20 protein-coding genes and 1 pseudogene are annotated in these 19,622 nt (G+C 72.1%); 12 read left to right on the forward strand and 9 right to left on the reverse strand.

Translation table 11 applies throughout. The annotated features are described in order from the left end of the window. The first annotated feature begins 260 nt into the window (after positions 1-260). Both IPT68_RS13470 and IPT68_RS13475 read left to right on the forward strand, forming a co-directional pair. The gene (locus IPT68_RS13470; protein WP_189699006.1) at positions 261-632 is read left to right on the forward strand and encodes a hypothetical protein; all 372 of its coding nucleotides are present in this window, start codon (positions 261-263) and stop codon (positions 630-632) included. A 259-nt stretch (positions 633-891) separates the two neighbouring features. Next, positions 892-1,698 carry an endonuclease I family protein gene (locus IPT68_RS13475; protein ID WP_189699007.1) on the forward strand — a complete coding sequence of 269 codons (807 nt, stop codon included), beginning with the start codon at positions 892-894 and terminating at the stop codon, positions 1,696-1,698. On the opposite strand, the gene IPT68_RS13480 is transcribed toward IPT68_RS13475, so the two are convergent. Both IPT68_RS13480 and IPT68_RS13485 read right to left on the reverse strand, forming a co-directional pair. Then, positions 1,661-1,999 carry a hypothetical protein gene (locus tag IPT68_RS13480; protein ID WP_189699008.1) on the reverse strand — a complete coding sequence of 113 codons (339 nt, stop codon included), beginning with the start codon at positions 1,997-1,999 and terminating at the stop codon, positions 1,661-1,663. The two genes, IPT68_RS13475 and IPT68_RS13480, sit on opposite strands and share 38 nt — an antisense overlap. Beyond that, the gene (locus tag IPT68_RS13485; protein WP_194074085.1) at positions 1,996-2,193 is read right to left on the reverse strand and encodes a hypothetical protein; all 198 of its coding nucleotides are present in this window, start codon (positions 2,191-2,193) and stop codon (positions 1,996-1,998) included. The genes IPT68_RS13480 and IPT68_RS13485 overlap by 4 nt, the downstream gene beginning before the upstream one ends. A 127-nt stretch (positions 2,194-2,320) precedes the next feature. Here IPT68_RS13485 and IPT68_RS13490 point away from each other — a divergent pair, with 127 nt between their 5' ends. The 5 genes and pseudogenes from IPT68_RS13490 to IPT68_RS13510 all read left to right on the forward strand — a co-directional run bounded on the left by IPT68_RS13490 (position 2,321) and on the right by IPT68_RS13510 (position 4,548). After that, positions 2,321-3,115, forward strand: a complete 795-nt coding sequence (locus IPT68_RS13490) for a helix-turn-helix domain-containing protein (protein ID WP_189699009.1) — start codon at positions 2,321-2,323, stop codon at positions 3,113-3,115. Further along, entirely contained in the window at positions 3,108-3,329 is a 222-nt protein-coding gene (locus IPT68_RS13495; protein WP_189699010.1) for a DUF397 domain-containing protein, read from the forward strand. Before IPT68_RS13490 ends, IPT68_RS13495 begins: the two co-directional genes overlap by 8 nt. 100 nt (positions 3,330-3,429) lie before the next feature. Next, positions 3,430-3,567, forward strand: a pseudogene (locus IPT68_RS13500) (IS5/IS1182 family transposase); the annotation flags it as partial. Positions 3,568-3,891: 324 nt separating this feature from the next. Beyond that, positions 3,892-4,041 carry a hypothetical protein gene (locus tag IPT68_RS13505; RefSeq protein WP_189699011.1) on the forward strand — a complete coding sequence of 50 codons (150 nt, stop codon included), beginning with the start codon at positions 3,892-3,894 and terminating at the stop codon, positions 4,039-4,041. 147 nt (positions 4,042-4,188) lie between these two features. Continuing rightward, positions 4,189-4,548, forward strand: a complete 360-nt coding sequence (locus IPT68_RS13510; RefSeq protein ID WP_189699012.1) for a peptidase inhibitor family I36 protein — start codon at positions 4,189-4,191, stop codon at positions 4,546-4,548. 14 nt (positions 4,549-4,562) lie between these two features. Here the strand turns inward: IPT68_RS13510 and IPT68_RS13515 are convergent, their stop codons facing one another. The 3 genes from IPT68_RS13515 to IPT68_RS13525 are packed head-to-tail and all read right to left on the reverse strand — an operon-like array spanning position 4,563 to position 8,736. Further along, on the reverse strand, positions 4,563-6,248 hold the full coding sequence (locus IPT68_RS13515) for a thiamine pyrophosphate-binding protein (RefSeq protein ID WP_189699013.1): 1,686 nt from the start codon (positions 6,246-6,248) through the stop codon (positions 4,563-4,565). Continuing rightward, positions 6,245-7,219 carry an agmatinase gene (speB, locus tag IPT68_RS13520; RefSeq protein ID WP_189699014.1) on the reverse strand — a complete coding sequence of 325 codons (975 nt, stop codon included), beginning with the start codon at positions 7,217-7,219 and terminating at the stop codon, positions 6,245-6,247. Before speB ends, IPT68_RS13515 begins: the two co-directional genes overlap by 4 nt. Positions 7,220-7,275: 56 nt before the next feature. Continuing rightward, complete coding sequence (locus IPT68_RS13525) at positions 7,276-8,736, reverse strand: sodium:solute symporter (protein WP_189699015.1); 1,461 nt, start codon at positions 8,734-8,736, stop codon at positions 7,276-7,278. Positions 8,737-8,952: 216 nt separating this feature from the next. On the opposite strand from IPT68_RS13525, the gene IPT68_RS13530 reads away from it, so the two are divergent. Both IPT68_RS13530 and IPT68_RS13535 read left to right on the forward strand, forming a co-directional pair. Continuing rightward, positions 8,953-10,491 carry a PucR family transcriptional regulator gene (locus IPT68_RS13530; protein WP_228040425.1) on the forward strand — a complete coding sequence of 513 codons (1,539 nt, stop codon included), beginning with the start codon at positions 8,953-8,955 and terminating at the stop codon, positions 10,489-10,491. Between the two features lie 86 nt (positions 10,492-10,577). Then, on the forward strand, positions 10,578-11,366 hold the full coding sequence (locus IPT68_RS13535) for a phosphatase (protein ID WP_189699017.1): 789 nt from the start codon (positions 10,578-10,580) through the stop codon (positions 11,364-11,366). On the opposite strand, the gene IPT68_RS13540 is transcribed toward IPT68_RS13535, so the two are convergent. The 4 genes from IPT68_RS13540 to IPT68_RS13555 all read right to left on the reverse strand — a co-directional run bounded on the left by IPT68_RS13540 (position 11,363) and on the right by IPT68_RS13555 (position 14,958). Next, the gene (locus IPT68_RS13540; RefSeq protein ID WP_189699018.1) at positions 11,363-12,241 is read right to left on the reverse strand and encodes an acyl-CoA thioesterase; all 879 of its coding nucleotides are present in this window, start codon (positions 12,239-12,241) and stop codon (positions 11,363-11,365) included. The genes IPT68_RS13535 and IPT68_RS13540 overlap by 4 nt on opposite strands. 35 nt (positions 12,242-12,276) lie before the next feature. After that, positions 12,277-13,434 (reverse strand): acyl-CoA dehydrogenase family protein, encoded by a 1,158-nt coding sequence (locus IPT68_RS13545; RefSeq protein WP_189699019.1) that lies wholly within the window; start codon positions 13,432-13,434, stop codon positions 12,277-12,279. A 108-nt stretch (positions 13,435-13,542) separates the two neighbouring features. After that, positions 13,543-14,244 (reverse strand): CPBP family intramembrane glutamic endopeptidase, encoded by a 702-nt coding sequence (locus tag IPT68_RS13550; protein WP_189699020.1) that lies wholly within the window; start codon positions 14,242-14,244, stop codon positions 13,543-13,545. Positions 14,245-14,367: 123 nt separating this feature from the next. Beyond that, the gene (locus tag IPT68_RS13555; RefSeq protein ID WP_189699021.1) at positions 14,368-14,958 is read right to left on the reverse strand and encodes an SACE_7040 family transcriptional regulator; all 591 of its coding nucleotides are present in this window, start codon (positions 14,956-14,958) and stop codon (positions 14,368-14,370) included. An 86-nt stretch (positions 14,959-15,044) separates the two neighbouring features. Between IPT68_RS13555 and IPT68_RS13560 the strand changes: the two genes are divergently transcribed. Genes IPT68_RS13560 through IPT68_RS13570 form a run of 3 tightly spaced genes read left to right on the forward strand, consistent with a single transcriptional unit; the run spans position 15,045 to position 19,617 of the window. Continuing rightward, positions 15,045-16,661, forward strand: coding sequence for a carboxyl transferase domain-containing protein (locus IPT68_RS13560; RefSeq protein WP_189699022.1), 1,617 nt, complete (start codon positions 15,045-15,047; stop codon positions 16,659-16,661). Between the two features lie 8 nt (positions 16,662-16,669). Further along, complete coding sequence (locus IPT68_RS13565) at positions 16,670-18,673, forward strand: ATP-binding protein (protein ID WP_189699023.1); 2,004 nt, start codon at positions 16,670-16,672, stop codon at positions 18,671-18,673. Beyond that, positions 18,670-19,617 (forward strand): hydroxymethylglutaryl-CoA lyase, encoded by a 948-nt coding sequence (locus IPT68_RS13570; RefSeq protein ID WP_189699024.1) that lies wholly within the window; start codon positions 18,670-18,672, stop codon positions 19,615-19,617. Before IPT68_RS13565 ends, IPT68_RS13570 begins: the two co-directional genes overlap by 4 nt. Positions 19,618-19,622 lie beyond the last annotated feature (5 nt).

Below are 19,622 nucleotides of genomic sequence, written 5' to 3' on the forward strand. Positions count from 1 at the left end.
CGATCGTCCTGATCTACCGGAAGGCACCAACGCGGAGCGGGGCGGATTTCATCCCGCCGGACCACTCGGAGTCAGTGATCAAAGACGCACGCGCAGGGAGTGGAAGCGGGTCGTGACGGTGGCGAGTGCGGTGCGTACGGTTCTCAGGCGCACGGGCGTCACCGTAGGCGGGGCCGGTGGCGGAGGGGCGGCGTCCTCGTGCAGCGTGTGGCGGCGCGGGCGCGTTCATGACGACGGCGTGTCCTGGGCAGACATCGAGCATGCCGAACCAGAGACATCCCCAGCACTTCGCGTGCGGGCAGCTGCACGCGGCACTGTGGACCCTGCGCCTGCTCGCCGTACCCGGGCAGACACCGCCGACGCCGGAGCAGTACGCCAAGAAAGACCAGCCGTCGGACCTCCTGAAAAACAACATGGCAGCCGTCGTCAACCTCCTCTGCCAGGCGAAAGGCAGGGGCAACGCCCGCGCGGAGGCGGCGGTCGCCGTCTTCCGTGAACTGCCGGACCTCCTTCCGGCGAACGGACGGATACCGACCGGCACCATGAGCCCGCCCGAGCAGAACGCCTTCGCCGACGGGTACCGCGCGCTGCGCGCGGACCACGAGGAACGGTTCGGCGACGCGCTGAAGTGACGCGCCCGCAGGACCCTTGACGGCGCGCGGCAGGTTCCCGGGAGGCGGCGGCCGGGTTCCTTCGCGGCGGGCGCCCCAGCACGGCCAACGCGGGGAGAGCCCCTCACGGTCGCCAACTCGTGGGGGCCGACCGGCTCGGTCGGGGCTCGTCCGGCAGGTACCGACACACACCTGACACATTCCGTTCACGCCAAAGTATGCATGTCCATGCCACCCTCCCGGTGTCCCGCTCGTTCAATCCGCGTAGAACGGACACCCCATGCCCGCGACGCAGATTCGCCGCCGCTGGAAGACCGTGGCGCTCGCCACCTCCGCCGTGCTGGCCGGCCTCATCGCACCGACGCTGACCGCGACCCCGGCGGCGGCCACGACGACCGCGTACGACTCGACGTACTACAAGAACGCGATCGGCAAGACGGGTACCGGCCTCAAGTCCTCGCTGCACACGATCATCAGCAGCCAGACGAAGCTTTCCTACTCCGCCGTCTGGGAAGCGCTGAAGGTCACCGACCAGGACCCGAACAACAGCAGCAACGTGATCCTGCTGTACTCGGGCATCTCCCGCAGCAAGTCCCTCAACGGGGGCGACCTGGGCGACTGGAACCGCGAGCACGTCTGGGCCCAGTCGCACGGCGACTTCGGCACGTCCGCCGGCCCCGGCACCGACCTGCACCACCTGCGCCCCGAGGACGTCCAGGTCAACTCCATCCGCGGCAACAAGGACTTCGACAACGGCGGCAGCAGCTTCACCAACAGCGGCGGCAGCCTCACCGACTCCAACTCCTTCGAGCCGCGCGACGCCGTCAAGGGCGACGTGGCCCGCATGATCCTCTACATGGCCGTCCGCTACGAGGGCGGCGACAGCTGGCCCGACCTGGAGCCCAACGACTCCACCACCAACGGCAGCGTCCCGTACCACGGCCGCCTCTCGGTGCTGAAGCAGTGGCACGAGCAGGACCCGCCGAGCGCCTTCGAGGAGCGCCGCAACGACGTCATCTACAACTCCTACCAGCGCAACCGCAACCCGTTCATCGACCACCCGGAGTGGGTCGAGGCGATCTGGTAGCCGCCGCGGGCCCGCCACCGGCCCCGGCACCGGCGCCCCGGCTGTCGGCGATCCGGTGCACGTCGGTCAGCGCCTCGTGCATGCGGGCGAGGAGGAAGCGCAGTTGTGCCGGGGTCGCCCGGGTGTCGGCGAGCATGTCGGCCGCGTGATCGAGGAGCCCGGCGGCCATCTCCAGCTGGACGTGCTCGACGGCGTCGGCCGGCCGGGAGAGAACGCCGGTCCCGTCGGTCACCAGCAGACAGTGCTTGCCGTCCGCCCCGGCCCAGGGAAGGAGCCGCACGTGGGTTCCACGGCCCGTCACCTCGCGCCCTCCTCGTCCACCCGGGGCATGCCGAGCGAGCCGAGACCGATGCCCGGGACGGGGACGAGGTCTGCCGCGGACGGAGGTTGAGAGCCGTGGTGGCGGACGGCCGGCCCGCTCACGTCGGCCCGCGGGCGCGGTCGACGCAGCAGGAGACGCAACGGTTCGACGAGACGAGCGATACGGCGACGCATTTCGGCAACTCCTTGTGACTCGGGGGCATGGCGCTGTGTAGCGATCCACTCACAGAGTGGGACCGCTCGGGCTGGGCTCGCCAGGCGGGAGCAGGTGACAGAGCTCTTGTCACAAGGGGTTGATCGGATGGGCACCATCTACGGCGACTGGCTCAGGGAGCAGCGCGAGGCGGCGGGCCTGACACAACAGCAGTTGGCCGACATGGCGTTCATGACGCGTTCGCACATCGCGCACATCGAGGCCGGACGTCGGATGCCGTCGAGGGAGGACGCGCGGCGGCTGGACAGGGCTCTGGGCACGGGGAATGTGCTGAGCAGCTTTCTGCCGCAGGACGATGCGGCGACGGCCGACTACTTCGAGGCCGTCCGCGTACTCGAACAACAGGCGGTGATGATCCGGGAGTTCGCTCTGGCGTACTTTCCGGGCATCCTCCAGACGGAAAGGTACGCACGTGCGGTACTGAGCTCGGCCTTCCCTCCGGTGAGTGAAGAGGAACGTGACAAGCGCGTTGTCACACGCCTTGAGCGCGCCAGGATTCTCGAAGATGCGGTGACGCCGGTGGTGTGGGCGCTATTGGACGAGGCGGTACTGCGGCGCCCTGAGGCCGACGGTGACGTCATGGCGGAGCAGATCATGCACGTCGTCCGTCTCGCCGAGACCGGGCGCATCCGCGTCCATGTGATGCCGTTCGGCGCGGGCCTTCATCCGCTGATGGACAGCATGCTCACGTTGATGTGGTTCGAGGACCAGCCGCCCCTGGCGTACGGTGAGGGCATGTGGAACGGGAAGCTGCACGACTCCCCTTCCAGGGTCCGCCAGTTGCAGAGTCGCTACGAACTCGCGCTGAGCGACGCAATGCCGCTGAAGGAGTCACTCGCCCTGCTCAGGGCCATCGCTAAGGAGTACCGGGATCGTGACTGACCGAGCCGTCCGGAACGCAGCGATACTGAGCGGCTGGCGCAAGTCGTCGTACAGCGACGCCAACGCCGGCAGCTGCCTCGAAGTCCTCGACAACCATCCCTCCGGCATCCCCGTCCGCGACTCCAAGAACCCGCACGGACCAGCGGTGCTCTTCTCAGCCCCCGGCTGGTCGTCGTTCATCACTGCGCTCAAGACCGACCGTCTCCCAGCCTGAACAGGCTCGGCAGCAGCCCGGGCGATGGCGTGCCTCCCACCCGGCTCCTGCCGGGCCCGGAGTCAGAGGTGTCCACCACTCGCGGACAGGCCCCATCCACCAGCGCCGCAACGAGGTGGAGCGGGCGATCAACCGCCTCAAGGACTCCCGGGCCGTCGCCCTCCGCTACGACAAGAGGGCCTACGTCTTCCACGGCACCGTCTCCGTGGCTGCGATTCGCCTTTGGCTCCGGCCGTAATCCGCCGACACCCTTCAGAACGACGGCCGGCGAGAGCCGCGGGACCGCTGCGAGGGCGGTCGGGGCAGCGACGAGTGGGGCGGCCACGAGGGCGCTGAGGGCGAGGAGGCGTGTGTGCCGGTTCCCCAGTCTTCCTCACCGGGAGGGATCGTGAAGTCGCGGGCTGCACGCCCGGAGCCTGGGGCAGACCGGGTCAGCCGCCGACACCGTCCGACGCACCGTCCGACACCGATGTCCCTGGCCGCGTGCCGAGCGCGACCTTCTGACCTGGGACCGGGGCCGCGTCGAGCCAGGCCCGCCTTCCCATCGTGCCCCGCTTCCCCGGTGCGACTGGGGACCGAGCGTCCGCCGCGCAGCCCAGGCTCCGGTAGCGGCTTCACCAACAGCGGCGGCAGCCTCACCGACTCCAGCTCCTTCGAGTGCGACCGCAACCCGTTCATCGACCACCCGGAGTGGGTCGAGGCGATCTGGTAGGAACGCGCTCCCCGGAAAGCGCTTCCGGTTCCCTCCAAGAGGTGGTGTACGGCCCCGGCAGCGGGGCATGCCGCCGCACCCCCTCGGGACGATGTAGGCGCCTCGGCGACCGTGCCGGGGCGTACCGCGAGTCATCGAAGGAGCCTCATGAAACTGCGTTCCTGGTCCGTCGCCGCCGCGCTCGCCCTGACCGCCCTCGTCCTGCCGGCCCACGGTGCCACCGCAGCCGAAGCCGCCGCCCCGCCCGCCTGCCCGGACGGGTCGGTGTGCTTCTGGAGCGGTGAGGGCTTCGGCGGCGACTACTGGGAGTGGACGGCACGCAGCGGCTACCGCGACATGCCGCCCCGCCTGCACGACCACGTCGGCTCGGTCGTCGCGAGCACCCGCGCCTGCTTCATCAACTGGAGCCCGGTCGAGAAGCGCGACGTCTTCAACGGCGACTGGCGCTCGCGCTACCTCGGCGACTTCGGCGGCCGCATCGACGGGGTCGGCCCGGGTGCCTGCTGATCCTGCCGCCTGGACTAGCCGAGATGCGTAGGCGCGAACATCCGCAGGACCGCCGGGAGCACGACCACCGACGGTCCCGGTGACCTCAGGGCCTTCGCCAGGTCCTGCTCCAGCGTCCCGGGGGTCGTCCGGACTCCCGGGACGCCGAAGGACTCGGCCAGCGCCACGTAGTCGGGGCGGGTCAGCTCCGTCGCCGTGGCCTGGCCGAAGGCGTCGGTCATGTACTCGCGCAGGATGCCGTAGCCGCCGTCGTCCACGATCAGCCAGGTGACGTTCAGGTCGTACTGCCGGGCCGTCGCCAGCTCGGCGATCGAGTACAGCGCGCCGCCGTCCCCGGACACCGCCAGCACCGGGCGGGTCGGGTCGGCGGCCGCCGCGCCCAGCGCCGCCGGGAAGCCGTAGCCGAGGCCGCCCGCGCCCTGGGCGGAGTGCATGGTGTTGGGGCCCTTGGCGTCGAAGGCCGACCAGGCCCAGTACGCCAGGATCGTCATGTCCCAGAAGGACGGGGAGTCGGCGGGGAGCGCCCCGCGGACGGACGCCAGCACGTCCTGTTCCAGGGTGAGTTCCTGGGCGGCAATGCGCTCGGCGACCCTCGCGAGGACCTCGCGTACGCGCTCCGGCGCCGACGGGTCCTTGCGTTCCGTCACCGTCTCCAGCAGCGCCTGCAACGCCAGCCGCGCATCGGCGTGGATGCCCAGCGCCGGGTGGTTGGACTCCAGCTTGCCGAGGTCCGCCTCGATCTGGACGACCCGGCCGCGCGGTTTGAACGTGTGGTAGTTGGAAGAGAGTTCGCCGAGCCCCGAGCCGACGACGAGGAGTACGTCCGCGTCCTCGAGGAAGTCCGTGGTGTGCCGGTCCTCGATCCACGACTGGAGCGACAGTGGGTGCTCCCAGGGGAACGCGCCCTTGCCACCGGGGGTCGTGACGACCGGCGCCTGGAGCGCCTCCGCCAGCTGACGGAGCTTCTTCGAGGCGTCCGCACGGACCACTCCCCCGCCGGCGATGATCGCCGGGCGGGCCGCCTTCGACAGCAGGTCGGCCGCGACAGCCGTGAGTTCGGGGCGCGGCGGCAGTTCCTCGGGGAAGGCGTCGCCGCCCGTCACCACCGGGATCGACGTCTCGGCCAGCAGCACGTCCTGCGGGATCTCCACCCACACCGGCCCGTGCGGGGCGGTCAGCGCCGACTTCCAGGCCGCCTCGACGGCGGAGGGGATCTGGGACTGGGTGCGCACGGTGTGGACGGACTTGACGACACCCCTGAAGGAGGCCGCCTGGTCGGGGAGTTCATGCAGGTAGCCGTGGCGGCCGCCGCCGAGGCCCGCCGTCGGGACCTGGCTGCTGATGGCCAGCACGGGCGCCGAGGCCGCCGCCGCCTCCTGGAGCGCGGCCAGCGAGGTCAGCGCCCCGGGGCCCGTCGACAGCAGCAGCGGCGCCGCCTCGCCGGTGATCCGGCCGTACGCGTCCGCCGCGAAGCCGGCGTTGTTCTCCACCCGCAGACCGATGTAGCGCAGGTGCGAGCGGCGCAGCGCGTCGAACATGCCGAGCGCGTGCTGACCGGGCAGGCCGAAGACCGTCGTCGCGCCGAGCCCGGCCAGCGTCTCCATGACCAGGTCTCCGCCGTTGCGGCCGGCGGGAGGGTTGAGGGCGGCCTCCGTCTGGGCGGGCGTCGGGCGGAGTACCAGGTCGTGGTCGTGCGTCACTTCGCCCGTGCCTCGGCAATCTGTCGGGACATGATCGTGGTCAGTTCGTATGCCGTGTGGGAGGCCGCCACCGACGTGATCTCCGCGTGGTCGTACGCGGGGGCCACCTCGACGACGTCGGCCGACACCAGGTTGCAGGAGGCCAGGCCGCGCAGGATCTCCAGCAGCTCGCGGGAGGTCATGCCGCCCGCCTCGGGGGTGCCCGTGCCGGGCGCGTGCGCCGGGTCGAGGCAGTCGATGTCGATGGAGATGTACAGCGGGCGGTCGCCGATGCGCCGGCGCAGCTGGTCGGCGACCTCGTCGGCGCCGCGGCGGTAGACGTCCGCGGAGGTGACGATGCCGAAGCCCATCTTCTCGTCGTCGGTCAGGTCCTGCTTGCCGTACAGCGGGCCGCGCGTGCCGACGTGGGAGAGCGCCGAGGTGTCGAGGATGCCCTCCTCCACCGCGCGGCGGAACGGCGTGCCGTGCGTGTACTCGGCGCCGAAGTACGTGTCCCAGGTGTCGAGGTGGGCGTCGAAGTGCAGCAGGGCGACCGGGCCGTGCTTCTTGGCCACCGAGCGCAGCAGCGGCAGCGCGATGGTGTGGTCGCCGCCGAGGGTCATCAGGCGGGCGCCGGTGCCGAGCAGTTCGTCGGCCGCCGCCTCGACCGTCTCCACGGCCTCGTTGATGTTGAACGGGTTCACGGCGATGTCGCCGCCGTCCGCCACCTGGGCGAGGGCGAACGGCGAGGCGTCCTGCGCCGGGTTGTACGGCCGCAGCAGCCGGGACGCCTCGCGGATCGCGTTGCCGCCGAAGCGGGCGCCCGGCCGGTACGAGACGCCCGAGTCGAACGGCACGCCCACGACGGCGACGTCGGCGGTGCCCACCTCGTCGAGGCGGGGCAGCCGGGCGAAGGTCGCGGGGCCGGCGTACCGCGGGACGCGGGACGAGTCGACGGGGCCGCGGGGGGTGGGCGTCTCGTTGCTGCTCATCGGGAAGTGCCTTCTTTCTCACGCTTCATCGCGTATGTACTGCTTGTGTGACGACTCTACTGGGGAGCCGGGACCCGCTCGGACACCGGTTCGGGGGCCCGCCCGGCGAGGCGTTCGCGCCAGGCGGCGAGGACGGCGGCGTCGGTGGCGGGCGTGGCCAGCGAGACGACCAGGTAGGCGGCCAGCGAGGCCAGCAGGCCGTAGTAGACGGGCTCGTTGGCGAGGATGCCGTACGTCGCCATGAGTCCGATCACCGCGACGCCGCCGACGGCGACGGCGGCCAGTGCGCCCTGCGCGGTGCCGCGCTTCCACAGCAGCCCGCCGAGGATCGGCACCAGCAGCCCGCCGACCAGCAGGTTGTACGCCACCGTCAGCGCCTCGACGACGTCGTTGAGCGCGATCGCCGTGCCGATCACGGCGAGACCCATGACCAGGATGAAGGTCCGGTTGCCCTTGACCTCGTCGTGCTCGTCGCCGCCGGGCCGTACGACGCCGCGCAGCCGCGACCAGATGTCGTTGTTGGCGACGGTCGCGCAGGCGATCAGCGCGCCGGACGAGGTGGACATCACGGCGGCGAGCGCGGCGGCCAGCACCAGGCCCCGCACGCCGACCGGCAGTTCGTCCTTGACGATGGTGGCGAAGGCGTCGTCCGCGCTGGCCAGGTTCGGGTAGAGCACCTTGGCCGCCGTACCGATGACGGCACCGGCCAGCGCGTAGGCCAGGCAATAGGTGCCGGCGACCGTGCCGCCCCACTTCGCCGTGCTGTCGCTGCGGGCGGTGAACACGCGCTGCCAGATGTCCTGGCCGATCAGCATGCCGAACGTGTAGATCAGCACGTAGGTGAAGATCGTCTCGCCGCCGATGCCCAGCGGGTCGAAGTACTCGGTCGGCAGCTGGGCCTTCATCTCGCTGAAGCCGCCCGCCTTGACGACGGCGATGGGCAGCAGGAGCAGCAGCACGCCGATCGTCTTGACCACGAACTGCACCATGTCGGTCAGCGTGATCGACCACATGCCGCCCAGCGTCGAGTACGCGACGACGATGGAGCCGCCGAGCACGATCGCGAGGGTGCGGTTGATGTCGAACAGCACGTCGAAGATCGTCGCGTACGCGATCGTCGACGTCACCGCGAGCATGAGGGTGTACGCCCACATGACCACGCCCGAGATGACGCCCGCCCGGCCGCCGTAGCGGAGGTCCAGCATCTCGGAGACGGTGTAGACCTTCAGGCGGGCGATGCGGGCGGAGAAGAAGACCGACAGGGCCAGCAGGCCGAGGCCGATGGTGAAGACCATCCAGGCGCCGGACAGGCCGTACTGGTAGCCGAGGCCCACGCCGCCGATGGTGGACGCGCCGCCGAGGACGATCGCCGCCATGGTGCCGGAGTACATGGCCGGGCCGAGGCGGCGGCCCGCGACCAGGAACTCGCTCTTGGACCTGGCGCGGCGCATGCCCCACCAGCCCATGGCCAGCATGCCGGCCAGATAGACGACGATCACTATGTAGTCGACGGCCATGGGGCCCTCCTTCGCGCACTTTCGGTGACGTGTCGTGCAAATGGGATGGTCCGGCCTGTCGACGCGGGGACATCCGCCCTCCCCCACGCTCGAATGCCCTCGCGCGGGGGACCCCCATCGCGGCTGCCGGCTGGACCGACCATAGGTGGCTGGAAAGCGACTGCGAAGTGTACGTTTCATCCATTCACGTCGAACGGACTGGAGGGAACGCACACCATGTCCGAGGCTCCCGCCACCCCGCCGACCCCTCCGGTGCCGCTCTCCGCCCTGCTGGCCAGGGAGGACCTCGCCCTGCGTCAGATCGCCGGACCGTCCGGCCCGGACGTCGTGATTCACGGGGCGCACACCTCGGAGATGTCCGACCCGTACCCGTACCTGCTGGGCGGTGAGCTGCTGCTCACGGCCGGCGTGCACATCCCGGAGGCGGCGGGTTCGGACGGGGGCGCCCTCCGCTCGAGCGCGGCCGAGAACTTGGGGGACTACTTCGACGACTACGTCTCCCGGATCGTCGCGGCGGGCGGCGCGGCCCTCGGCTTCGGGCTGGCGCCGGTGCACGACACGGTGCCGCACGCGCTGGTCGCGGCGTGCGAGGCGTACGCCCTGCCGCTGCTGGAGGTCCCGCCCCGGACCACCTTCTCCGGCGTGGCCCGCGCGGTCTGGCAGCTGATGGCCCGGGCCCGGCACGCCGAACTCCGCCGCGTGACGGAGGCCCAGCAGAGCCTGGCCGCTGCCGCCGCCCGCCCCGACCCGGTGCCCTCGGTCCTGCGGCAGCTGGCCCAGCGGGTGGGCGGCCGCGCGGTGCTGTACGGGGCGGACGGCGCGGAGGTCGCCACGGCGGGCAGGACACCGACGGACGAGGTGCTAGGGGCGCTGGCGGCACTGGCCGGGGTGGTACGCCCCGCCACGCCCGCCGCCTCCACGCCCGCCGCCGCCCCGTCCCCCACCCCCTCCTCCGCCACCGACACCGTCGGCGGCACCCATCTGTCCGCCTACGCCCTCACCGTGGGCCAGGGCTTCGTGCTCGGTGTCGCCGCACCGCGCCGTGAGCCCGCCGACCACGCCATCGCCTCCGTCGCAGCCGTCCTGCTCTCGCTGCTCACCGGCGAGCACCGGAGCGGCACCGGCGCGGCCCGCTCCAGCGCGCTGGTGCGGCTGCTGCTGGGGGCCGAGCCCGAGGCCGTGACCCCGCTGCTCGGCGCGGAACGGTGGCTGGTGGTGCGCGCGCGGCCCGACGCCCAGGCCCCGGACCCGGTCGCCGCCTCGGCGCTCGGCGCGGCGCTGGGGTCGCCGCTGGTGGACCTCGCCGGGGACGTCGTACGCGTCCTGCTGCCCGCGGACCGCGCACCGGCCCCGCAACCCGGCTGGACCCTGGGGGTCAGCGCCCCCGCCGGCCCGCGGGAGTGGCCGGCGGCGGACACCCAGGCGGCCCGCGCGCTGGCCCGGGCCCGCGCCACCCGCACTCCCGTGGCCCACCACGGCGCCGGTCGCCCCGGCCTCGCCGACCTGCTCCCGGCGGCCGAGGCGGAGGCCCACGCCGCCGCCCTGCTCGCCCCCGTCGCCACGAACCCCGCCCTCGCCGAGACCCTGCGCACCTGGCTGTCCCTGCACGGCAGTTGGGACCGCACCGCCGTCGCCCTGGCCGTGCACCGCAACACCGTCCGCCAGCGCATCGCCCGGTGCGCGGCGCTCCTCGGCACCGACCTGGACGATCCGGACGTACGGATGGAGCTGTGGTTCGCGCTGCGGCGCCTGTGACGCCGGGTGACCTCGGGTACGTGACCCACGTCCCAGCGTGCGGGACGTCGGGGACGGGTCCGGGCGCTTGCCGCACAATAAGAGCCATGCCGATATCCGGGACACCCAGCCGCGCCGAGCTCGTCGAGCACCTCGTGAAGACCCGTATCGCGGGCGACGTCGCCACCCCGCGCGAGAACAACCTCTCCCACTACCGCCAACTGTCGAACGGTGTGCGCAACTTCTGGCTCGGTCTGGAGCTCGGCGACCGCTGGACCGACGAGCAGGACGTGCTCGCGGTGATGGCGGAGCGGGTCGGCGTGAACGACGATCCGGAGTACCGGCACGGCCAGGACACCATCGACCCCGAGCTGACGGTCGCCGCGCTGGAGCGCCTCGCCGCCCGGCTGCGCAAGGCGGCGGACAGCGAGCAGCGGGTGCTCTTCGCCACCGGCCACCCCGGCGGCCTGCTCGACGTGCACCGCGCCACGGCCGCCGCGCTGCGCGCCGCGGGCTGCGAGATCGTGGTGATCCCGGAGGGGCTGCAGACGGACGAGGGCTACGTCATGCAGTTCGCGGACGTGGCGGTGCTGGAGCACGGCGCGACCCTCTGGCACACCCACTCGGGCGAACCGATGAAGGCGATCCTCACCACCCTGGAGCGCGAGGGCCGCCCGCTGCCCGACCTGGTCGTCGCCGACCACGGCTGGGCGGGCTACGCGGGGCAGCACGGCGTCGACTCGGTCGGCTACGCCGACTGCAACGATCCGGCCCTGTTCATCGCGGAGGCCGAGGGGACCGTCCAGGTGACGGTCCCGCTCGACGACCACGTGGTCAGCCCCCGCCACTACGACCCGATGACGGCGTACCTGCTGTCGGAGGCCGGGCTGGCCTAGGGCGCCTCGGTCCGGGGGATGCGGACGACGCCCTCCTGGATCACGGTGATGGCCAGGCGCCCGTCCTGCGTGTAGATGCGGGCCTGGCCGAGGCCGCGTCCGCCGTACGCCGAAGGGGACTCCTGGTCGTACAGGAGCCACTCGTCGGCGCGGAACGGGCGGTGGAACCACATCGCGTGGTCCAGCGAGGCCCCGACGACGTCACCGACGGCCCAGCCGCCCCGGCCGTGCGCGAGGAGCACCGAGTCGAGCAGGGTCATGTCGGAGACGTACGTCGCGAGGACGATGTGCTGGAGGGGGTCGTCGGCGAGTTTGCCGTTGGTGCGGAACCACACCTGCGAGTGCGGCGCGCGGGGCTCGCCGAACCTGCCGTACGGAGGCTCGTCGACGTAGCGCAGATCGACGGCGGCCCGTGCCTCCAGGAACCTTTCGACCACCTGCGGGGGGAGATGGCCGTAGCCGCTCAGCCGTTCCTCGGACGTCGGCAATGTCGCCGGGTCGGGCGCGGGCGGCATCGGCGTCTGGTGGTCCATCCCTTCCTCGTACGTCTGGAAGGAGACGGACATGCCGAAGATCGGCTGGCCGTGCTGGACCGCGACGACCCGCCGGGTGGTGAAGGAGCGGCCGTCGCGGAGGCGGTCGACCGTGTAGACGATGGGCGCGCCGGGGTCCCCGATGCGCAGGAAGTACGCGTGCAGGGAGTGCGGGGGCCGGTCCTCGGGGACCGTGCGCCCGGCGGCGACGAGCGCCTGGGCCGCGACCTGTCCGCCGAAGACGCGCGGGACGACGGCGGACCTGGACCGGCCGCGGAAGATGTTCTCCTCGATCTGCTCCAGGTCGAGCAGGTCGAGGAGATCCTGTAGTGCCTGACTCATGGCCACTGTTCTATTGGCCGGTAATTTCCGGAACCTTACAGGCCCATGTCCTTGGCGATGATCGACTTCATGATCTCGCTGGTCCCGCCGTAGATCCTGTTCACGCGGTTGTCCGCGTACAGGCGGGCGATCGGGTACTCGTTCATGTAGCCGTAGCCGCCGTGCAGCTGCAGGCAGCGGTCGATGACGCGGTGCGCGACCTCGGTGCAGAACAGCTTGGCGGAGGCGGCCTCGGCGGGCGTCAGCTCACCGGCGTCCAGTGCCTCGGTCGCGCGGTCGGCCACGGCCTCGGCGGCGTCCACCTCGGCCTGGCAGGCGGCCAGCTCGAACTTGGTGTTCTGGAAGTGGGCGACCGGCTTGCCGAAGACGGTGCGCTCCTGCACGTACTGCTTGGCGAACCGGACGGCGGCCTTGGCCTGCGCGTAGGCGCCGAAGGCGATGCCCCAGCGCTCGGAGGCCAGGTTGTGGCCGAGGTAGGAGAAGCCCTGGTTCTCCTCGCCGAGCAGGTCCTCGGCGGGCACCTTGACGTCGACGAACGCGAGTTCGGCGGTGTCGGACGTGCGCAGGCCCAGCTTGTCCAGCTTGCGGCCGACGGAGTAGCCCTCGGACTTGGTGTCCACGGCGAACAGGGAGATGCCGAAGCGGCGGTCGTCCTCGCGCGGGGCCGAGGTGCGGGCGCAGACGATCACCCGGTCGGCGTGCACGCCGCCGGTGATGAAGGTCTTGGCGCCGTTGAGGACGTAGTGCGTGCCGTCCTCGGAGAGCTTGGCGGTGGTCTTCATGCCCGCGAGGTCGGAGCCGGTGCCCGGCTCGGTCATCGCGATGGCCCACATCTCCTCGCCGGTGACGAACGTCGGCAGGTACCGCTTCTTCTGCTCGTCGGTGGCCAGCATCTTGATGTAGGGCAGGGCGAGCAGCACGTGCACGCCGGAGCCGCCGAACTGGACGCCCGCACGGGCCGTCTCCTCGTAGAGGACGGCCTCGAACTTGTGGCTGTCCATGCCGGCGCCGCCGTACTCCTCCGGCACGTTGATGCCGAAGATCCCCAGCTCGCCGAGCTTGTAGTAGAACTCGCGCGGCGCCTGGCCGGCGGCGAACCACTCGTCGTACACCGGGACGACCTCGGCCTCGATGAAGGCCCGAAGGGTCTCCCGGAACGCCTCGTGATCCTCGTTGAACACCGTACGGCGCACGCCGCCACCTCCACGGGTACATGTCTAAGCGCTTGCTCACTTACCGTACCGGCGAGTACGAAGTGCCGACAAGACCGGGCCGCGCGTAACCCTCGTCACGCCCGTGACTCAGCCGGGGAGCCACCAGCGGGGCGCCGCCCAGGCAAGCGCGTAGCCGAAGCCGTTGACGGCCCAGTGCAGGGCCGCGGGCGCCAGGAGGCTGCCGGAGCGGCGGCGCAGCTCACACAGGAACGCGCCGGCGACGGCCGTGACGACGACGGCCGCCGCGACGGTCGCCGCCGCGTCCGCGGAGCCGCTCCCGAACGCCGTCCCCACGGCGGCGTTGGACCGGTTGAGGCCGCGGGAGGGCAGCACGTGCCACAGGCCGAAGAGCGCGGACGAGCCGGCCGTCGCCCGGGCCGTGCCCCACCGGCGCCGGAGCATGGCCCACAGCACCCCCCGGAAGGCGGTCTCCTCCAGCAGCACGGTGCCGAGCGGCACGCGCACCAGGACGTTCCACAGCAGCTGCCCGGCGGACAGATCCGTGGCCCGGGCATCCCGGAACACCTCCCGGCCGGCCGGAACGGCGAGCAGCAGCAGGCAGACGACCAGGACGGCGCCGGCCAGTACGGGCGCCCACCGCAGTCCGCGGCGCAGGCCCGCCGCGTCGATCCCCAGATCGGCCCGGGTCAGCCCGTCCCGGCGGGCGATCAGCAGCAGGACGGCCGTCGCGGCGACGCAGGTGAGGACATAGGTGAGCGGGCCGCGCGCGAGCCGGTTGTTGACCAGGTTCGCGGCGACCAGGACGGCGATGGCACAGACGATCGACATGCCGCCTCCCGCTGTTCGGCAACGCCCTGTGGGGGCGCGGGGCCGACTCGGTGTCCGGCTCCGCCGGGTGGGCGCGACGCGCCACGACGGCGCCGCACCGCACCGCGTTCCCCCCGCGGAGCTCTACTCCCCCGCCGCCGCGAACGCCCCCTTCGCCATCCGGTGCAGCAGCTCCGCCGTGGCGCCCCGCCCCGGCAGTGAGCCCGGGCGGCCCAGGTGCGGCGTCGAGTTCAGCAGCCCGAAGACCGAGTGGACGGCGGAGCGGGCCGTCGGCTCGGACAGCCCCGGGTAGACCTGGCGGACCACCTCCACCCACAGTTCGACGTACTGGCGCTGGAGCTGGCGCACGAGCTTGCGGTCGCTGTCCCGGAGGCGGTCCAGCTCGCGGTCGTGCAGGGTGATGAGCGGGCGGTCGTCGAGCGCGAAGTCGATATGGCCCTCGATGAGCGAGTCGAGGACCCCCTCGGGATCTCCGTCCGCCTCCGCCACCCGGCGCTTCCCGCCGGTCAGGAGCTGGCCACTGATGCCGACCAGCAGCTCGGCGAGCATCGCGTCCTTGCCCGGGAAGTGGCGGTAGAGGCCGGGACCGCTGATCCCGACCGCCGCGCCTATCTCGTCCACCCCGACGCCGTGGAAGCCGCGCTCGGCGAACAGTCGCGCGGCCTCCTTGAGGATCTGCTCGCGGCGGGTGGGAGCGTCGGTTCTCGTGGCCATGGAAGTAATTCTAGACAGCGAGGTTAGCGGTCGTTAACCTGGAGGAAATGCGTTAACGCTCATTAACAAGGTGAGGGGACCGCAGGATGGACCAGGCACCGGAGCTGCACGGCGCGGCGGACCCCGCGTCGGAGGCCTGGCAGGCCAACGAGGCAGCGCATCTCGCGCTCGTGGAGGAGCTGCGCGCCAAGCTCGCCACCGCCCGGCTGGGCGGGGGTGAGAAGGCGCGCGCCCGGCACACCGCGCGCGGCAAGCTGCTGCCGCGCGACCGGGTCGACACCCTTCTCGACCCCGGCTCGCCCTTCCTGGAGCTGGCCCCGCTCGCGGCCGACGGGATGTACGACGGCCAGGCCCCCGCCGCCGGCGTCATCGCCGGCATCGGGCGGGTGAGCGGGCGGGAGTGCGTCGTCGTCGCCAACGACGCGACCGTCAAGGGCGGGACGTACTACCCGATGACGGTGAAGAAGCACCTGCGCGCCCAGGAAGTCGCCCTGGAGAACCGGCTGCCCTGTCTCTACCTCGTCGACTCCGGCGGCGCCTTCCTGCCCATGCAGGACGAGGTCTTCCCGGACCGTGAGCACTTCGGGCGGATCTTCTACAACCAGGCCCGGATGTCCGCCGCCCGCATCCCCCAGATCGCCGCGGTCCTCGGCTCCTGCACCGCCGGCGGGGCGTACGTCCCGGCGATGAGCGACGAGGCCGTCATCGTGCGGAACCAGGGGACGATCTTCCTCGGCGGCCCCCCGCTGGTGAAGGCGGCAACGGGCGAGGTCGTCACCGCCGAGGAGCTCGGCGGCGGCGAGGTGCACGCGCGCGTGTCCGGTGTCACCGACCACCTCGCGGAGGACGACGCCCACGCACTGCGCACCGTGCGGAACATCGTCGCGACGCTCCCCGCGCGCGGGGCGCTGCCCTGGGAGGTGCGGCCCGCGGTCGAGCCCAAGGCCGACCCGTACGGGCTGTACGGGGCGGTGCCGGTCGATTCCCGCACCCCCTACGACGTGCGGGAAATCATCGCGCGCGTGGTCGACGGCTCCCGCTTCGCCGAGTTCAAGGCCGAGTTCGGGCAGACCCTCGTCACCGGATTCGCCCGGATCCACGGTCACCCGGTCGGCGTCGTCGCCAACAACGGCATCCTCTTCTCGGAGTCCGCCCAGAAGGGCGCCCACTTCATCGAGCTGTGCGACCAGCGCGGCATCCCGCTGCTGTTCCTGCAGAACATCTCCGGGTTCATGGTCGGCCGGGACTACGAGGCCGGCGGCATCGCCAAGCACGGGGCGAAGATGGTCACCGCCGTCGCCACCACGCGCGTACCGAAGCTGACGGTCGTGGTCGGCGGCTCGTACGGCGCGGGGAACTACTCCATGTGCGGCCGGGCGTACTCGCCGCGCTTCCTGTGGATGTGGCCCAACGCCAAGATCTCCGTCATGGGCGGCGAGCAGGCCGCCTCCGTCCTCGCCACCGTCAAGCGGGACCAGATCGAGGGCCGCGGCGAGGACTGGCCCGCCGAGGAGGAAGAGGCGTTCAAGGCGCCGATCCGCGCGCAGTACGAGCGTCAGGGGAACGCCTACTACGCGACCGCCCGCCTCTGGGACGACGGGGTGATCGACCCCCTGGAGACCCGTCAGGTGGTCGGCCTGGCCCTGACCGCGTGCGCCAACGCGCCCCTGGGTGACCCCCAGTTCGGCGTCTTCCGGATGTGAGGGGACCGATGTTCGACACCGTTCTTGTGGCCAACCGCGGCGAGATCGCCGTCCGCGTCATCCGCACGCTGCGCTCGCTGGGCGTCCGCTCGGTGGCCGTCTTCTCCGACGCGGACGCCGACGCCCGGCATGTGCGCGAGGCCGACACGGCGGTACGGATCGGGCCCGCGCCGGCCGTCGAGAGCTATCTGTCCGTCGAGCGGATCCTTCAGGCGGCGGCCGCCACGAACGCCCAGGCCGTCCACCCGGGCTACGGCTTCCTCGCCGAGAACGCCGGCTTCGCGCGCGCGTGCGCCGACGCCGGACTCGTCTTCGTCGGGCCGCCCGCCGACGCCATCGCCCTGATGGGCGACAAGATCCGCGCCAAGGAGACCGTCTCGGCGGCCAAGGTCCCCGTCGTCCCCGGCGGCCGGGACCCCGACCTCGCGCGGGCCGCCCGCGAACTGGGCGCCCCCGTGCTGCTCAAGCCCTCCGCGGGCGGCGGCGGCAAGGGCATGCGCCTGGTACGGGACCTGAGCCGGCTCGACGACGAGATCGCCGCCGCCCGGCGCGAGGCCGCCGCCTCCTTCGGCGACGACACGCTCCTCGTGGAGCGGTGGATCGACCGGCCCCGCCACATCGAGATCCAGGTCCTGGCCGACGGCCACGGCAACGTCGTCCACCTGGGCGAGCGCGAGTGCTCCCTCCAGCGCCGCCACCAGAAGATCATCGAAGAGGCGCCCAGCGTCCTGCTGGACGACGCCACCCGGGCGGCCATGGGCGAGGCGGCGGTGCAGGCGGCCCGCTCCTGCGGGTACGTCGGGGCGGGCACGGTCGAGTTCATCGTCCCCGGCGGCGACCCGGCCGCGTACTGCTTCATGGAGATGAACACCCGCCTGCAGGTGGAGCACCCCGTCACGGAACTCGTCACCGGCCTCGACCTGGTGGAGTGGCAGCTGCGGGTCGCTGCGGGCGAACGCCTGCCCTTCACCCAGGACGACATCGCCCTCACCGGGCACGCGGTGGAGGCCCGCGTCTGCGCCGAGGACCCCACCCGGGGCTTCCTGCCCTCCGGCGGCACGGTGCTCGCCCTGCACGAACCCCAGGGCGACGGCGTCCGCACCGACTCCGGCCTCAGCGAGGGCACCGAGGTCGGCAGCCTGTACGACCCGATGCTGTCGAAGGTCGTCGCGTACGGCCCCGACCGCGCCACCGCCCTGCGCAGGCTGCGCGCCGCCCTCGCCGGGACGGTCGTGCTCGGCGTGCCGACGAACGCCGGGTTCCTGCGGCGGCTGCTCGCCCATCCGGCGGTCGTCGAGGGCGACCTGGACACCGGGCTCGTCGAACGCGAGGTGGCGGGCCTCGTGACGGACGAGGTCCCGACGGAGGTCTACGCGGCGGCGGCCCTGCTGCGCCAGGCCGCGCTGGCCGCCCCCGCCCGGGGCACCGGTTGGGTCGATCCGTTCTCCGTCCCGCAGGGCTGGCGCCTGGGCGGTGAGCGCGCCTGGACATCGCACCACCTGCGGGTGCCGGGGCACGACCCGGTGACCGTCCGCCTGCGGGACACGGCGGACGACGGGTTCGAGCTGCTGCTCGACGGCGCCGAGGCCCCGGCCCGGGCGTCCGCGGGCCCGGCCCCGTCCGGGGCGGACCGCCGGTTCACCTTCCGGCTCGACGGCGTCGCCCACACCTTCGCCGCCCTGCCGTCGGGTACCTGGCTGGGCCGCGACGGCGACGCCTGGCAGGTGCGCGACCACGACCCGGTGGAGGCGTCCCTCTCCCGCACCGCCCACTCCGGCGCGGACTCGCTCACCGCGCCCATGCCGGGCACGGTGACGGTCGTGAAGGTCGCCGTCGGCGACGAGGTGAGCGCCGGTCAGAGCCTGCTGGTGGTGGAAGCGATGAAGATGGAGCACGTCATCTCCGCGCCGCACGCCGGCACGGTCGCCGAGCTGGACGTGAGCCCGGGCAGCACGGTCGCCATGGACCAGGTCCTCGCGGTCATCACGCCGACCGAGGAGGAGCAGGCATGAGCGCCCCCGAATCCGGCCTCCCGATGGTCGTACCGGCCCCGGGCCTGCCCGCCCGGGTCCGGATCCACGAGGTCGGCCCCCGCGACGGCCTGCAGAACGAGAAGGGGCAGGTCCCGACCGAGGTGAAGGCGGAGTTCATCCGCCGGCTGGCCGACGCGGGCCTGACGACGGTCGAGGCAACCAGCTTCGTCCACCCCAAGTGGGTGCCCCAACTGGCCGACGCCGAGCAGCTGTTCCCGCTCGTCAGCGCTCTCCCGGTCGCGCTCCCGGTCCTCGTCCCCAACGACCGGGGCCTGGACCGGGCGCTGTCCCTGGGCGCCACCCGCATCGCCGTCTTCGCCAGCGCCACCGAGTCCTTCGCCAAGGCCAACCTCAACCGCACGGTCGACGAGGCGCTGGCCATGTTCGAGCCGGTGGTGGCCCGGGCCAAGGCCGAGGGGGTCCATGTCCGCGGCTATCTGTCCATGTGCTTCGGCGACCCCTGGGAGGGCCCCGTGCCGGTCCACCAGGTGGTCCGCGTCTGCAAGGCCCTGATGGACATGGGCTGCGACGAGCTGAGCCTGGGCGACACGATCGGCGTGGCCACGCCGGGTCACGTCGCCGAACTCCTCACCGCGCTCGACGCCGACCGCGTTCCCGCGACCGCCCTCGGCGTGCACTTCCACGACACCTACGGCCAGGCCCTGGCCAACACCCTGGCCGCGCTCCAGCACGGCGTCACGACGGTCGACGCCTCGGCGGGCGGCCTCGGCGGCTGCCCGTACGCCAAGAGCGCCACCGGCAACCTCGCCACCGAGGACCTCGTGTGGATGCTGCACGGCCTCGGCATCGACACCGGCGTCGACCTCGGCCGTCTCACCGCCACCAGCGTGTGGATGGCCGGCCACCTGGGCCGACCCAGCCCGTCCCGCACCGTAAGAGCCCTCTCCCACCAGGAGCAGTGACGCAT

The sequence above is a fragment of the Streptomyces chromofuscus genome (assembly GCF_015160875.1).
Lineage (GTDB): Bacteria > Actinomycetota > Actinomycetes > Streptomycetales > Streptomycetaceae > Streptomyces > Streptomyces chromofuscus.